This is a genomic window from Micromonospora sp. WMMD1155 (assembly GCF_029581275.1).
In the GTDB taxonomy this organism is placed as follows: domain Bacteria; phylum Actinomycetota; class Actinomycetes; order Mycobacteriales; family Micromonosporaceae; genus Micromonospora.
In genome coordinates this window covers 6102370-6117879 of the sequence record NZ_CP120742.1, presented here as the reverse complement: position 1 = coordinate 6117879, position 15510 = coordinate 6102370, and the positions used below count along the sequence as shown (strand labels likewise).

General features: G+C 71.8%; 13 protein-coding genes. 7 read left to right on the top strand and 6 right to left on the bottom strand.

The window, feature by feature from the left end; genetic code table 11:
- Positions 1-25 precede the first annotated feature (25 nt).
- The 6 genes from O7617_RS27880 to O7617_RS27855 all read right to left on the bottom strand — a co-directional run bounded on the left by O7617_RS27880 (position 26) and on the right by O7617_RS27855 (position 5986).
- The gene (locus tag O7617_RS27880; RefSeq protein ID WP_282259192.1) at positions 26-916 is read right to left on the bottom strand and encodes a PmoA family protein; all 891 of its coding nucleotides are present in this window, start codon (positions 914-916) and stop codon (positions 26-28) included.
- Positions 913-1569, bottom strand: coding sequence for a hypothetical protein (locus O7617_RS27875; RefSeq protein WP_282259191.1), 657 nt, complete (start codon positions 1567-1569; stop codon positions 913-915). Before O7617_RS27875 ends, O7617_RS27880 begins: the two co-directional genes overlap by 4 nt.
- Positions 1553-2434, bottom strand: a complete 882-nt coding sequence (locus O7617_RS27870; protein WP_282259189.1) for a carbohydrate ABC transporter permease — start codon at positions 2432-2434, stop codon at positions 1553-1555. The genes O7617_RS27875 and O7617_RS27870 overlap by 17 nt, the downstream gene beginning before the upstream one ends.
- A complete protein-coding gene (locus O7617_RS27865) occupies positions 2434-3417 on the bottom strand; it encodes a sugar ABC transporter permease (RefSeq protein ID WP_282259188.1) in 984 nt (327 codons plus the stop codon). Before O7617_RS27865 ends, O7617_RS27870 begins: the two co-directional genes overlap by 1 nt.
- 72 nt (positions 3418-3489) lie before the next feature.
- Positions 3490-4836 carry an extracellular solute-binding protein gene (locus O7617_RS27860; RefSeq protein ID WP_282259187.1) on the bottom strand — a complete coding sequence of 449 codons (1347 nt, stop codon included), beginning with the start codon at positions 4834-4836 and terminating at the stop codon, positions 3490-3492.
- Between the two features lie 19 nt (positions 4837-4855).
- Positions 4856-5986, bottom strand: a complete 1131-nt coding sequence (locus tag O7617_RS27855; protein ID WP_282259186.1) for a LacI family DNA-binding transcriptional regulator — start codon at positions 5984-5986, stop codon at positions 4856-4858.
- 238 nt (positions 5987-6224) lie between these two features.
- On the opposite strand from O7617_RS27855, the gene O7617_RS27850 reads away from it, so the two are divergent.
- The 7 genes from O7617_RS27850 to O7617_RS27820 all read left to right on the top strand — a co-directional run bounded on the left by O7617_RS27850 (position 6225) and on the right by O7617_RS27820 (position 15447).
- The gene (locus O7617_RS27850; RefSeq protein WP_282259185.1) at positions 6225-7553 is read left to right on the top strand and encodes a Gfo/Idh/MocA family oxidoreductase; all 1329 of its coding nucleotides are present in this window, start codon (positions 6225-6227) and stop codon (positions 7551-7553) included.
- 24 nt (positions 7554-7577) lie between these two features.
- Positions 7578-9011 carry a glucuronate isomerase gene (uxaC, locus tag O7617_RS27845; RefSeq protein WP_282259184.1) on the top strand — a complete coding sequence of 478 codons (1434 nt, stop codon included), beginning with the start codon at positions 7578-7580 and terminating at the stop codon, positions 9009-9011.
- Complete coding sequence (locus O7617_RS27840; protein ID WP_282259182.1) at positions 9008-10312, top strand: enolase C-terminal domain-like protein; 1305 nt, start codon at positions 9008-9010, stop codon at positions 10310-10312. The genes uxaC and O7617_RS27840 overlap by 4 nt, the downstream gene beginning before the upstream one ends.
- Complete coding sequence (locus O7617_RS27835; RefSeq protein ID WP_282259181.1) at positions 10303-11796, top strand: mannitol dehydrogenase family protein; 1494 nt, start codon at positions 10303-10305, stop codon at positions 11794-11796. Before O7617_RS27840 ends, O7617_RS27835 begins: the two co-directional genes overlap by 10 nt.
- Positions 11786-13000, top strand: coding sequence for a Gfo/Idh/MocA family oxidoreductase (locus tag O7617_RS27830; protein ID WP_282259179.1), 1215 nt, complete (start codon positions 11786-11788; stop codon positions 12998-13000). Before O7617_RS27835 ends, O7617_RS27830 begins: the two co-directional genes overlap by 11 nt.
- Before the next feature lie 87 nt (positions 13001-13087).
- Complete coding sequence (locus tag O7617_RS27825) at positions 13088-13813, top strand: HD domain-containing protein (protein WP_282259178.1); 726 nt, start codon at positions 13088-13090, stop codon at positions 13811-13813.
- Between the two features lie 146 nt (positions 13814-13959).
- A complete protein-coding gene (locus O7617_RS27820; RefSeq protein ID WP_282259176.1) occupies positions 13960-15447 on the top strand; it encodes an FAD-binding oxidoreductase in 1488 nt (495 codons plus the stop codon).
- The last annotated feature ends 63 nt before the right edge of the window (positions 15448-15510 follow it).

The window sequence follows — 15510 nt, the reverse complement described above, 5'->3', positions numbered from 1 at the left end:
GAGCATTCGTACAGTCCTATGTCTCTCAACCGACCTGCGGGTTGCGCGAAACAATCGCCGACATCGCCGCGATGGCGGCGGGGTCCAGGGAGCCGTCGGCGACGATCACCGTGTGCCGACCCCGCCGTTCGGTGCCGGCCGCGATGGTGACCGGCCGTTCGAACGCGAACGCCACCCCCACACCCGGGTACATCGCGGTCCGCGTGAACCATCGGTCGCCGTCGCCGAGACCGCCGAAGACCAGGGTGTACGCCCCACCGTCCGGCCCGGTGCCGGTCAGGGCAACCCACGGCTCGGCGGAGCCGTTCACCGTCTCCTCCCCCGTCGCCGAGGCGCTGAACACCGATGCCGGCCCGGTCGAGACGGCTCGCCAGAAGAACCCACCGTAGCCGGCCCCGCCCGGGCGACCGTTGGTGGCCGGGCTACCGAGTCGCACGTCCTGCCCGGCAGGGGCGGTCAGCGTGTAGTCCACCGCCAGCCACCAGGCCGGCAGCCCCCCGGCCGGCCCCTGACCGGCCAACGGGGCGGCGGTGAGCCGGCGGCATTCGGTGAGCAGCACCGAGCCGCGCGCGTCGCGCCACTCCAGCCGGTGGGCCAGTCGCTGGGTCGAGCGCTCCGACCAACCGGTGTGCGCCATGACGCCGTGGTCGGCGCGCCAGGTGTAGCCGACGTCGCGCACATAGGTGCGCCCACCCCAGAGGTTGCTGCCGTTGACGTCCTGCACGGCCAGGGACGCGCCGAGGTGCCAGACGTGGTCGGCGGGGAGCGCGTCGGTGACCACCGTGCCGCCGAGGGTGCGTACCGGGTGCAGGTACGGCCGAGGGCCGTGCCGTGCGTCCAACTTCGGGTCGATGACGTACCGGGCCACCTCGGTCCCGTCGACCAGCAGCCGCGCCGGCTCCGCCACCCCGCTCACGGCGACTCCGGGTGCGCGGCCGGCGGGCGGCCGGTGAGGGCCGCGGTGATCGGCCGTCGGTTGGCGACGGCGTGCAGGGCGGCCAGCGTGTATCCGGCGAGGATCGGCACCGCGACCGGGGTGACCAGGACGGCGAGCAGCCCGGCCGACGCGACGACTCCGGTGAGCGCGGCCCACCGGGTGGGTGCGTCGAGGCAGGCGCGGGCGGCGGAGCGGGCGCACGCCCGCCACCGCCCGCCCCCGTTGCCGCCCACCTCGACGACGACCAGCCCGGCGTACCCGGTCAGGCCGGCCGCGACCAACGCCGTCACCAGCAGCGCCACCGGGCCGCCGGGCACCCGGCCGGTGGCCAGCGCGGCCAGGTCGGCGGTGAGCAGCCCGGCCACGGCGAGCGCGAGCAGGCTGACCGGCATCCCGGGCAGCAGCGCGCGGCCGAACCGGCGCACTGTCGTGCCCGCCGACGGCCAACCGCCGGTACGCGTCCAGTCGTGCAGCGCCGCACTGGCCGTGCCGACCGCCGCGGCGGCGGTGAGCAGCGGCAGGGCGGCGAGGGTCAGCAGGATGCCGAGCAGCGCCAGGTCGGCGGCGTCGCGCAGGACGTCGCGCCAGTCCCGCCGCCCGGCGGTGTCGACAGGTTCACCCCTTGATGCCACTGGTGTTGATCCCTTCGACGAGCATCCGTTGGAAGGCGACGAAGAACAGGAAGACCGGCAGCAACGACAGCACCGACATGGCGAACATCGGCCCGACCGCGCTCTGGCTGGTCGAGTCGATGAAGAGGGTCAACGCGACCGGCACCGTGTAGTCCTCCAGTTGGGACAGGAAGACCAGTTGTCGGAAGAAGTCGTTCCAGGTCCAGATGAACGAGAAGATCGCCGTGGTGACCAGCGCCGGGCGGCTCAGCGGCAGGATGATGTGCCGGAAGATGCCGAACGGGCCCGCGCCGTCGATCCGGGCCGCCTCGTCCAGCTCATGCGGCACGCCGCGCATGAACTGCACCATCAGGAAGACGAAGAACGCCTCGGTGGCCAGGAACTGCGGGATGAGCAGCGGTAGGTAGGGCCAGTCGCCGCCGACCAGCCCGAGCGTCCGGAAGAGGATGTACTGCGGCACGATCAGGACGTGCTGGGGCAGCAGCAGCGTGCCGATCATGACGGCGAACCACATGCCGCGCAGCCGGAACCGCAACCGGGCGAAGGCGTACGCGGCGAGCAGGCAGGAGAGCCCGTTGCCGACCACGGTGAGCAGGCTGACCATCGTGCTGTTGAGGAAGAACCGGCCGAAGGTGACGTCGAAGTTGGTCCAGCCGGCGGTGTAGTTGCCGGGGGTGAACCGGTCGGGCAGCAGCCCGACGTTGTTGACGATCTCCTCCTGGGACTTCACCGAGGTGCCGATCATCCAGATCAACGGGTAGAGCACCACGGCGACGATCGCCAGCAGGATCAGCAGCCGCAGTACGGGCCGACCGCCGGGGCGTCGGCGTGGGCTCGGTGGCGCCACGGCGGTCGGGGTCGCCATCACCGGTCCTCCCCGTCGGAGTAGTGTACCCAGAACCGCCCGGTGCTGAAGAAGATCGCGGTGATCACCGCGATGGCGAGCAGGAACACCCAGGCCATCGCCGAGGCGTAGCCCATCTCGAGGTCGGTGAAGCCGGTGATGTAGAGGTTCAGCGTGTACATCAGGGTGGAGTCGACCGGGCCGCCGGTGCCGTTGCTGAGCACGAACGCGGCGGTGAAGCCCTGGAAACCGTTGATGGTCTCCAGCACCAGGTTGAAGAAGATGACCGGGGAGAGCATCGGCAGGGTGACGTTGCGGAACTGGCGGAACCGGCCGGCCCCGTCGACCGAGGCGGCCTCGTAGAGTTCGGTGGGCACCTGCTTGAGCCCGGCCAGGAAGATCACCATCGGTGCGCCGAACTGCCAGATGGCCAGCACCATCAGCGTCTCCAGGGCCCAGTCCGGGTCGTTGACCCACGGTTTGCCGGTGATGCCGAAGAGGCTCAACAGCGAGTTGAACGCACCGTCGCGGTTGAACATGTTGACCCAGACGATGGCCAGCGCGACGCTGCCGCCGAGCAGCGACGGCAGGTAGAACAGCCCCCGGAACAGCCCGACGCCGCGCCAGGCGCGGTTGAGCAGCAGGGCCACGCCGAGCGCGGCGGCGAGCTTCAGCGGCACGGCGATCAACGCGAAGGTCACTGTCACCCGGACCGCGTGCCAGTACGACGGGTCGGCGGTGAACATCCGCTCGTAGTTGGCCAGCCCCACCCACCGCACCTCGGAGAACGGGGTGAGGATGTCGTAGTCGGTGAAGCTCAGGTAGAGCGACAACAGCATGGGGACCGCCGTGACACCCATCAGCCCGATGAGCCACGGCGACAGGAAGACGTACCCCGCCAGACCTTCGCTGTGCCGGAGACGGCCGGGCCCACGCCTGTCGGTGGGGGCCCGGCCGGTTCCGGGGCCGCGTCGGGTCGGGTCGGGCGCCGTGGTCAACGCCACGAACAGCTCCTCTCCTCGCGGTGGGTCTGTGTCGAGGTCCCCGGCCCGGGGACTTCGACACGGACCCTGGGGTCAGGCGATGGCGGACTTGCACGCCTCGACGAACTGGGCGGCGGCCTCGGCGGGGGTGGCCCGGCCGTACTGCGCGTTCTCGGCGGCCTTGATCAGCTCCGACTTGACCTTGCTGTGCCCCTTGATCGGCACCTGCGGCGACGGGCCGAACTTCTGGGTCAGCTCGGCCTCGACGGCGATGGACTGCTTCATGGCCGGGTCGGTGGTGTCGTCGCTGACCACCCGCCGCAGGTCCAGGTTGGACGGCAGCCCTCGGTCGGTGCCGAGCAGCTTGACGGCCTCCAGGTCGTTGTTCAGGAAGTTGATCACGTCGACGGCGACGTCCTTGTGCTTGCTGCCCTTGAACACCGACCAGTACATCGAGGCCCGGGCCCACTGCGCGCTGGGGTCACCGGGGTAGGCGATCACGCCCAGCTCGTCCTTGGTGTTCTTCTTCAGGTCCGGCATCTGGTTGGCCCAGACCCAGGAGGTCGCCGACTTGCCGGTGACCACGAGCTGCTTGGTGACGTCGCTGGAGTTGCCCTCGTGGATCACGTCGGCGGTCGGGGTGGCCTTGCGGTCCCGGGCGCCCTTCCACAGCTCGAACCACTTGGTCACGTCCTCGGCGGTGAAGCCCAACTCCTTGCCCTGGTAGAGGTCCTTGCCCTGCTGGCGCAGCCACACCCAGAGCGCCTTGTAGTCGGCGCTCGGGTCCTGGGTGCCGGGCACGCCGGTCTTCTTCGACACCTCCTCGGCCCAGGCGATGTGCTGCTCCCAGGTCATCCCGGTGGTCGGCTCGGGCAGGCTGTGCTTGGTCAGCAGCGTCTTGTTGTAGACCAGACCCTGGGTGTTCTCCCCGGCGGCGAGGCCGGCGAACTTGCCGTCCACCACGCCGTACTGCCAGAGGCTCTCGGGGAACTTCGAGGTGTCCAGCTTGCCGGACTTCTGGTACGGGGTCAGGTCCAGCGTGGTGTTGCGGGCCGCGTACTCGGCCAGGTAGTTGTCGTCGATCTGGAACAGGTCCGGCGGGTTACCACCGGCGGTGAGCGTGGCCAGCTTGTCGAAGTAGCCCTGGTTGGCCTGCCAGGTCTTCTCGAAGGTCACGTTCGGGTGCTTCTCGGTGTAGAGAGCCAGCGCGTCCTCGGTCAACTTGGCCCGGGCGTCGCCGCCCCACCAGAAGACGGAGAGCTTGACCGGTGCGTTCGGATCGGCGGCGGGCTCGTCGTCGCCGCAGGCGGCGGCTCCGACCATGAGCGGTGCGGCGACCGTCACGGCCAGCAGGCCACGCAGCAGGCGCCGCCGAGGCAGCGGGGTACGGTGGGCGCGCCCGACGGGCGCGTCAGTGGTGGGGGGCGTTGCGGGGTGCATGTGCGCTCACTCCTCGGCATTAGGAGGCGACGGCGTCACCGGTGGCCGCGGTCGGGATGCCCGGGCCCGCAGGGCAATGCGGGTCCGGGCCCAGCGGCGCGGCCAGGGGACGTGCCGGTCGGGCGTGCGGGCCCGGGCCGGTCGAGTCGCGGATGACCAGGTCGGTCTGGAGCATTACCTGTGCGGTGGTACGACGGACGCCGAGCGCCGTGCCGGCACCCAGCCCTCGCGCGCCGCGCGGTGACTCGGTGTCCTGTTGCAGCAGCATGTCGACGGCCGTCCGGCCGGCGGCCCCGGTGGGTGTGGCCACCGTCGTCAGTTTGGGGCGGGTGAGCCGGCTCAGGGTGATGTCGTCGACCCCGACGACGCTCACCTCCTGCGGCACCCGGACCCCGAGTGCGTCCAGCCCTTCGATGAGGCCGATCGCCATCAGGTCGTTGTAGGCGAGCACGGCCGACACGCCGCTGCGCCGCACCTGCTCGGCGACGGCGGATCCGCCGGTCTCGGTGGGCGCGTTCGGGCCGAGCACCGTCAGTTCGGCGCCGCCCGCCCGGGCGGCCGCGCCGGCGGCCCGGCGCATCTCCCGGTTGGTCCACGAGCTGCGCGGGCCGCCGAGCAACGCGATGCTGCGGTGTCCCAGGCCGATCAGGTGCTCGATCGCCGACCGGGCACCCTGGCCGACGTCCATCAGCACGCAGGGCAGGCCGGTCACCTGGCGGTTCACGACCACCAGCGGCACCTCACGGCTGAGCTGTTCGATCAGGCTGTTGCTCATCCGTGGACTGCACAGCAGCACCCCGTCGACCTGCTTGGCCAGCGCGTGGACCAGCTCCTCCTCGGCGGTCGGGTCCTCGTTGGTGTCGGCCACGAACACGTGGTAGTCGCGGTGCCGGGCCTGACTCTCCGCCGCCTTGATCAGCGGCGGGAAGAACGGGTTCGCGATGTCCGCGATGATCAGCCCGATGTTGTGCGTACGCCCGGTGATCAGTGCCCGCGCGGCCCGGTTCGGCCGGTAGCCCAGGTCCTCCGCGCAGGCCAGCACCCGGACCCGGGTCTCCGGGTTGACCAGGTGCGGAGCGGAGAAGGTGCGGGACACGGTGGAGATGTGCACACCGGACGCCCGGGCGACGTCCCGGATGGTGACTGGCACGGCGACCCCTTCGTCCGATGTGGTGGCGGTCACGCGGGTGTGGCCCATTAATGCAAACGGTTGCGCCAGTGTCAACGGTCAATGGCTACAGCTTTGTTGCACCGGAACTCCTCCTGGTGAACCAACACCTCACAAACACGGACATTCATCGCCGCTGGCATCGTCGCCATTGACGTGATTGCATCGATCGTGATTACTTCATTGCAAACCTTTGCAGCATGATCGGAGAGGCGACCGCATGTCACCGAGAGCCGACGGCCGGGTCCGGTACGCCGTCGTGGGCACCGGCGCGCGAGCCGAGATGTTCGTCCGCGCCCTGGTGCTCGACCACGCCGACACCACCGCGCTGGTCGCCTTCGCCGACGTCAACCAGGCCCGGATGGACGCGCACAACCGCTGGCTGACCGAGCTGGGTCACCCGCCGGTGCCCACCTACCCGGCCGGTGACTTCGCGGCCATGCTGGACGCCGAACACGTCGACGTCGTCCTGGTCACCAGCGTCGACGTGACCCACGACGAGTACGTGGTGGCCGCGTTGCGCGCCGGCCGGCAGGTCGTCACCGAGAAACCGATGACGGTGGACGTGCCGCGCTGCCGGCGCATCCTGGACACGGTGGCCGAGACCGGTGGTCGGGTGACGGTCGCGTTCAACTACCGCTACAACCCGCTGCACGAACAGGTCCGCCGGCTGCTCGCCGAGGGCGCGGTCGGCGAGATCGGCTCGGTGCACTTCGAGTGGCTGCTCGACGTCCGCCACGGCGCCGACTACTTCCGCCGCTGGCACCGCGACAAGGCCAGCTCCGGCGGGCTGATGGTGCACAAGGCCAGCCACCACTTCGACCTGGTCAACTGGTGGCTGGCCGCCACCCCCGTCGAGGTGTACGCGGCCGGTCGGCTCTTCTTCTACGGCGAGCACGGCCGCCGGCACGGCTACGCCCGCGACTACGACCGGGCGTACGGCTCCCCCGCCGCCGCCGACGACCCGTTCGCGCTGCGTCTCGACGCGCACCCCCGGCTGCGCGAGTTGTACCTCGACGCCGAGGCCGAGGACGGCTACCAACGCGACCGCAACGTCTTCGCCGGCGGGGTGAGCATCGAGGACGACATGGCGGTGCTCGCCCGCTACTCCACCGGCGCCACGATGACCTACCACCTCACCGCGTACGCGCCCTGGGAGGGTTACCGGGTGATGGTCAACGGCAGCCGGGGCCGCCTCGAACTGGAGGTCACCGAGAACGACTTCGTCGACCGGGGCACCGCCGGCGCGGTCAAGGGCGCCGCCCTGCACGGCACCGAGGCTCCGGCCGAGGGTGGTGGCGCGACGCTCACGCTGCGCCCGTTCTGGCAACCGCCCCGGCAGATCCCCGTCGAGGGTCGCAGCCGGCACGGCCACGGCGGCGCGGACGCCCGGATGACAGCCGTGCTCCTCGGAGGTCGACCCGACCCGCTGGACCGCGCCGCGACCGCCGACGACGGCGCGTCGGCCCTGCTCACCGGCCTGGCGGCCAACCGGTCCTTCGAGACCGGCGAACCGGTCCGGGTCGCCGACCTGCTCACCCCCCGCTGACCAGGAGACGAGGAGCCCATCCCCGTGCCGACGTTCGACCACACCGACCTGCTCCTGCCGCCCGAACCGGGCCAGCGCACGCTGGCCCGGGAGCTGTACGCCCTCGCGGCGGAGCAACCCATCATCTCGCCGCACGGGCACGTCGACCCGGCCCTGCTGGCCGAGGACCGGCCCTTCGGAGACCCGGCGCAGTTGCTCATCGTGCCCGACCACTACCTGACCCGGATGCTGCTCAGTCAGGGCGTACCCCCGGCGGACCTCGGTGTGCCCACCCGGGACGGCAGCCCGGTGGAGACCGACGGACGGGTGATCTGGCGACGGTTCGCCGCGCACTGGCACCTGTTCCGGGGCACCCCGTCCCGGCTCTGGCTGGAGCAGACCTTCCGCACCGTGTTCGATGTGCACACCCCGCTCGGCCCGGCCACCGCCGACGCCCTCTACGACGCGATCTCGGCCCGCCTCGCCGAGCCGGACTTCCGGCCCCGGGCGCTGTTCGAGCGGTTCGGCATCGAGGTCCTCGCCACCACCGAGTCGCCGCTCGACGACCTCGGGCAGCACGCCAAGCTCGCCGCCGACGGCTGGGGCGGGCCGGGCGGGCGGGTGGTCACCACCTTCCGTCCGGACGACGTGGTCGACATGGAGTTCGAGGGCTGGTCCACGAACGTGGACCGGCTCGGCGAACGGGCCGGCGAGGACACCGGCACGTACACCGGTTATCTGGCCGCGCTGCGGGCCCGGCGCGCCGCGTTCATCGCCGCCGGCGCGACGTCCTCCGACCACGGCCACCCCACCGCCCGCACCCTGGACCTGACGCCGCAGGAGGCCGGGCGGCTGTACGACCGGGGCCGACGCGGCCAGGCCGACGCCGCCGACGCGGAGGCGTTCCGCGCGCACATGCTCGTGGAGTTCGCCCGGATGTCGCTCGACGACGGCCTGGTCATGCAGCTGCACCCCGGCGCGGTGCGCAACCACAACCGCTGGCTGCACGCCCGGCACGGCCGCGACGTCGGCGGCGACGTCCCGCAGGCCACCGAGTACGTGCACGCGCTCGCCCCGCTACTGGAGCGCTACGGCAACGACAGTCGACTGCGGGTCGTGCTCTACACCCTGGACGAGGACACCTTCACCCGCGAGCTGGCGCCCCTCGCCGGCGGGTACGCCGCCCTGCTGCTCGGCGCGCCCTGGTGGTTCCTGGACTCACCGGAGGTGCTGCGCCGGTTCCGGGAGACGGTCACCGAGAGCGCCGGCTTCTACAACACCGCCGGGTTCGTCGACGACACCCGGGCGTTCTGCTCCATCCCGGTACGCCACGACGTGGCCCGCCGGGTCGACGCCGGTTTCCTGGCCCGGCTGGTCGCCGAGCACCGGCTGCCGATGGACGAGGCCGCCGAGACCATCGTCGACCTGGCGTACCGGCTGCCCAAGCGGGTCTTCAACTTCGGAGGACATCAGCGATGACGGTCACCATCACCTCCGTCGAGGTGCACGACGTGCGGTTCCCGACCGCCGCGCGAGGAGACGGCTCCGACGCGATCAACCGCGGGGACTACTCGGCGACGTACGTGGAGTTGGGCACCGACGTCGGGGCGACCGGCGCGGGGTTCACCTTCACCAACGGTCGGGGCAACGAGATCACCTGCGCGGCGGTCCGCGCGCTGGCCCACCATGTACGGGGGCGCACGGTCGAGGAGATCATCGCCGAGCCGGTGGCGTTCTGGCGCTCGCTCAGCGCCGACGTGCAGTTGCGGTGGCTGGGCCCGGAGAAGGGCGTCATCCACATGGCGACCGGTGCGCTGGTCAACGCGGTGTGGGACCTGCGGGCGACACTCGCCGGCAAGCCGATGTGGCGGTACCTCGCCGACCTGCCCACCGACGACCTCGTCGCCAGCGTCGACTTCAAGCACATCAGCGACGCGCTCAGCCCGGACGACGCGGCGGCGATCCTCGACAAGGGACGCGACGGGCTGACCGACCGACTGGCCACGCTGGAACGCGACGGTTTCCCGTCGTACACCACCTCGGTCGGCTGGCTCGGCTACCCGGACGAGAAGGTGCGGGCGCTGACCCGGCAGGCGTACGACGACGGTTGGCGGGCGATGAAGATGAAGGTCGGCGGCCCGCTCACCGACGATCTGCGGCGGGCCCGGATCATCCGGGAGGAGATCGGCCCCGGCGCGTTGCTGATGATGGACGCCAACCAGGTCTGGGACGTCGACGAGGCGATCACCGCGATGACCACCCTCGCGGAGGTCGACCCGTACTGGATCGAGGAGCCGACGCACGCCGACGACATCCTCGGCCACGCCCGGATCGCCCGCGCGGTGAGCGAGCTGACCGGCGGCCGGTGCCGGGTCGCCACCGGCGAGGTGGCCGCCAACCGCGTGATCTTCAAGCAGTTGTTGCAGGCCGAGGCGATCGGCGTGATGCAGGTCGACGCCTGCCGGGTCGGCGGCGTCGACGAGGTCCTGGCCGAGCTGCTGCTGGCGGCGAAGTTCGGGGTGCCGGTCTGCCCGCACGCCGGTGGGGTCGGCCTCTGCGAGTACGTCCAACACCTGGCGATCTTCGACTATCTGCGGGTGGGCACCGCGCTCGACGGTCGGATGATCGAGTACGTCGACCACCTGCACGAGCACTTCGTCGACCCGGTGCGTACCCGCGGTGGCCGTTACCTCCTGCCCGAACGGCCCGGATACAGCGCCACCATGAAACCGGCGTCGATCGCCGAGTTCCGCTTCCCGGACGGTCCGGCGTGGCGGTGACCGTCGGCGCCTCCCGGCTCGGCCTGGGCATGGTGCGCCACCTCCCCGTCGAGGCCCGCCCCCTGATCCGGCCCGGTACGGTGCCGACCGGCGTCGTACACCTGGGATTGGGCGCGTTCCACCGCGCCCACCAGGCGGTCTTCACCGAGGCGGCGATCGGCGCGGCCGGCGGCGACTGGGGCATCGTGGCCGTCGCGCCGCGCAGCACCGCGGTCGTCGAGGCGCTCGCCGCCCAGGACAACCTGTTCTCCGTCAGCGCCCTCTCCGCGACCGGCAGTGCCACCCGGGTGGTGGGCGCGCTGAGCGGTGTCCGGCACGCGGCCGGCGACCCGGACGCCGTGGTGGCGCTGCTCGCCGACCCGGCCGTACGGGTGGTGACGCTGACCGTCACCGAGAAGGCGTACCAACTCGACCCGGTGACCGGCCGCCTGTCCCCGGACTCGGCGCTCGCCGCGGACCTGGCCGGGGGCCGTCCGCCGACCACCGTGCCGGGGCTGCTGCTGCGCGGGCTCGCCGCCCGGGCCGCCGCGGACGCCGGACCGGTGGCAGTGGTCAGCTGCGACAACCTCCCCGCCAACGGCCGGCGGCTGCGGGGCATGCTCGACCAGACCGTCGGACGGGCCGCCGGGGTGCCCGCCGGGCTGGTCGAGTGGGTGGCCGCCAACGTCTCCTGCCCGGGCACGATGGTGGACCGGATCGTCCCGGCCAGCACCCCGGAGACGATCGAGGCGGTACGCCGGGCGCTCGGCGTGACCGACTTGGCGGCGGTCGCCGCCGAACCGTACGCGCAGTGGGTGATCGAGGACGACTTCCCCGGCGGTCGGCCGGGCTGGGAGCACGCCGGGGCGGTGCTCACCGACGACGCCGGCCCGTGGGAACGGTTGAAGCTGCGCGCGCTCAACGGCGTCCACTCGGCCACCGCGTACCTCGGCGCGCTCGCCGGTCGGGAGACCGTAGCCGAGGCACTGGAGATCCCGCACCTGGGCGACGTGCTGCGCCGGCTGATCGCCGAGGACGTCGCCGCCAGCTTCACCCCACCGGACGGGGTCCGGGTGGTCGACTACGGCGAACAGGTCCTCGCCCGGTTCGCGAACCCGGCGATCCGCCACCGCACCCTCCAGGTGGCGATGGACGGCTCGCAGAAACTGCCCCAGCGCGTCCTGCACACCATCGTCGACCTGCGCGCGGCCGGACGGTCCGCGCGCTGGGGCGCGCTGGTCGTGGCCTCCTGGTTGCGCTTCGCGCTCGGGTACGCCGACGACGGCCAGCCGTTGCCGTTCCAGGACCCCCTCGCCGGGCCGATCCGCGCCGCGCTCGACGCCGGCCGGCAGAGCCCGGCGGGCGCCGTCGACGCGCTCTTCGCGCTGCGTGAGGTCATCCCGGTGGAGGTCGCCGAGGACGACGAGGTCCGCGCCGACGTGGTCGCCTGGCTGACCGCGCTCGAGCGGCACGGCGTAGAGGCGACAGTGGCCGGTGCCCGATGAGCGGACCGACACGGGCCGGTGGGCGGTGAACGGGGCGACGCCGCCGCCCCGGGTGGCGGTGATCGGGGCGAACGGGCACGGCCGGTGGCATCGGCGGACGATCGCGCCGCTGCACGCCGACGGCCGGTTGCGACTGGTCGCCCTGGTCGACGTCCGGCCGGTGGAGGACGACCCGGCGGCGCCGGTGCCTCCCGGCGTCCAGGTGTTCACCGACCACCGGGCGATGCTCGCCGCCACCCGGCCGGACGTGGTGGTGATCTGCACGCCGCCGCACACCCACCTGGCGATCGCCCGCGACGCGCTGGCCACCGGCGCGGACCTGCTGGTGGAGAAACCCCCGGTGCTGTCGCTGGCCGAGCACGAGGAGCTGACCTGGGCCCTCGCCGCCGCCGGACGGGTGGCCCAGGTCGGCTTCCAGGCGCTCGGTTCGGCGGCCCTGACCGCGCTGACCGACGCGCTGGCCGCGGGTCGACTGGGCACCGTCACCCGCATCTCCACGGTGGCCGCGTGGCAACGGCCGGACGCCTACTACGCCCGCTCCCCGTGGGCCGGCCGGCGGAGCCTGGACGGCCGGCCGGTGCTGGACGGCGCGTTGGCCAATCCGCTAGCGCACGCGGTGATGCAGTGTCTGGCCATCGCCGAGGCGCTCGGCGGCGCGACGCCCTGGCCGGTGGCGATCGAGGTGGAGCGTTACCGGGTCCGCCCGATCGAGGTGGAGGACACCGCCGTGCTGCGGGTCCGGTTCCGCGCCGGCCCGCCGATGCTGGTGGCGGTGACCCTGGCCGCCGAGGAGTTCGTGGCGGGCGAGGTCGTGGTGACCGGCACGGCCGGGCAGGCGGTCCTGGAGTATCCGACGGACCGGCTGCGGCTGCCCGGCGACGTGGTGACCCGTCGGGTGCCGGGGCGGTCGGGACTGCTGGAGAACCTGCTCGCGCACCGGGCCGACCCGGCCGGGGTGCCGCTGATCGCGCCGCTGGCCCGTACCGCGCCGTTCACCGCGCTGCTGGACGCGTTGCGGGCCGCCCCGGAGCCCCGGCTGCTCGACGGTGACCTGGTGACCACCGTCGGCGAGGGCGGGGAACGGGTCCGTCACCTGCGCGGCGTCGTCGACGTGCTGCGGCGGGCGGCCGAGCGGGGGGCGCTCCCGAGCGAGCTGGCGGTGCCCTGGGCGGTCGCCGCGTACCGCGCCGAACTGACCAGATAGCCGGACCCCCGGGTCCGGGCGGAACTCATGGTCGGGTCGGCGACGTACGGGCTCATCGATGTGGGGAAGATCGGTTATAAGTGACGCATGGATTTCCCGCCGCACCTGGGCAGCATGCCGATGCACGCGATCACCGAGATCCACGGCGAACCGGGCCTGCTGGAGCGCTTCCGGTTGGAGGTTCAGCAGTTCGACGACGCCGCCCGGGCGCGGTTGACCGCCGCGCTCGATCTCGCCGCCGACCTGCACCGCCACGACCGACGCGTCCGTGAGCCTTACCTCAACCACCTGTTGCGGGTGGCGATCCGGTTGATGCACCACTACCAGGTGCGCGACGTGGATGTGATCGTCGCCGGTCTGCTGCACGACGCGGTCGAGGACCACCCGTCCGAGTTGGCCGGCGGTGACCCGGGGGCCGACCCGACCGCTGCCGCGTTGAGCGCGCTCGCCGCACGGTTCGGGCCGCGGGTGGCCACCCTGGTCGCCGCCGTCACCAACCCGGTGTACGACCCCGAGCGCGACCGCAACGCGCAGTACCGGGAGCACCTGGCGGTCAGCCTGGACCGGGAGCCCTGGGCCCGCGTGATCAAGGTGTCGGACTTCACCGACAACGGTGTGGGGGTGATCCACACGGTCGGGCCGAAGGTGGTGTCCTCGGCTCGCAAGTACCGGCCGCTGGTGCCGCTCTTCCGGGACCTGATCGGCCGACCGGACACACCGCTGTCGCCCGCGGTGAAGCGGCACATCTTCGGCCAGCTCGACCTCGCCGAGGAGCGCTTCAGCGCCATCCTGGACCAGCCGGCCCCGAACTGACACTCGCCGCGTCACCCGACCGGGTTCTGCGACAAGTTCTCGGGTCTGCGTTCACGTCCTCGACCTTACGGTTGGTCTGCGCCAGATGAGGCATTCGCCCTCTCGTTCCCGATTCCTGGCGTACCCCGATCGAGAGGACTCGGACCATGCGCGACCTGTCCCGTCGCGATCTGCTCAGGGCGACGGCCGCCGGTGCCGGCGCGTTCGCTCTTCCGAGCGTGATCGCCGGCAGTTCCGCGACCGCGGCCGACGGCCCGTCCTCCGGTGACAGATTCCCGCCGGCCGAGCTGACCGGCCGCGTCGTCCGTCCGCAGAGCCCGAACTACGCGGACGCGAGCCTCGGCTGGGACGAGTTGTTCGTGCACTACCCGCTGGTCATCGTCTTCGCCCAGGAGACCCGGGACGTGGTCAACGCCCTCACCTGGGCGCGGCAGCACAACGTCGCGCTGCGGGTGCGCAGTGGACGCCACAGCCTCGAGGGCTGGTCGAACGTCGACAACGGCATCGTGATCGACGTCAGCGAACTGAAGGCCAGCCACATCGATCCCGCCGGTCGCATCGCGAAGGTCGGCGCGGGGCTGAACCAGTTGGAGGCGGTGACCGCGCTCGGGGAGCACGACCTGGCCGCCACCACCGGCACGGAGGGGACGGTCGGCCTGTCCGGCGCGACCCTCGGTGGCGGCTTCGGGTTCCTCACCCGCTACCTCGGGATGGCCTGCGACAACCTGATCGGGGCGGAGATCGTCGTAGCGGCGGGCGCGGACGGCGCGAAGGTGCTCGAGGTGGACCCGTGGAACCACTCGGACCTGCTCTGGGCGCTTCGCGGCGCGGGAAACGGCAACTTCGGGATCGTCACCGCACTGACCTACAAGGTCGCCCCACTCACGAGCGTCGCCTACCTCCAGGCGACCTGGCCGGGCCTCGACGACCTGCACGGGGTCTTCGACACGTGGCAGCGCACCGCGCCGTTCAGCGACCCTCGCCTCGGCACCCAACTGGAGATCCACCGAAACGAGATCCTGCTGTTCGGGGTGCTCGCGGAAGGGTCGGAGGCCGAGGCCAGGAAGCTGTTGGCGCCGATCCTGTCCATCGGCGATCCCACCGTCACCGTGCAGATCGGCGGCTGGGGCGACACCTACGCCGGGTTCCAGATCCCCACCGAGGACGAACCCGCGAACTGGAAGTTCTTCTCCCAGTTCACCAGGGAGCCGTTCCCGGAGAAGGCGATCAGCGTGATCCGCGACTTCATGCGGAAGGCACCCACCGACGACAGCAACTTCTTCACCCAGGCATTCGGCACCGGGGCGCAGCGACACGAGCCGTTCGGTGGTGCGGCCTTCCCGCACCGCGACGCGCTCTTCTACTCCGAGCCGGGAGCGGGTTGGGGCACCCGCGGCGAGCCCGACAGCGGCGACGCCCTCACCCCGATCGCCCAGGCGTGGATCGCCGAGTTCAGCCAGGCACTGCGGCCCTACGTGGACGGGGCCTACGTCAACGTGCCCAACGTCGGGATGGCCGAGTGGGAGACCGCCTACTGGGGACGCAACGTCGACCGGCTGCGCCGGATCAAGGCGAAGTACGACCCCCACAACGTCTTCCAGTACGAGCAGAGCATCCCACCGGCGACACACTGACTGACCGCACCGCGCCCCCCACCCACCGCGCCTCGCTCACCTCACCTCGTGCGCGTCCTTTGC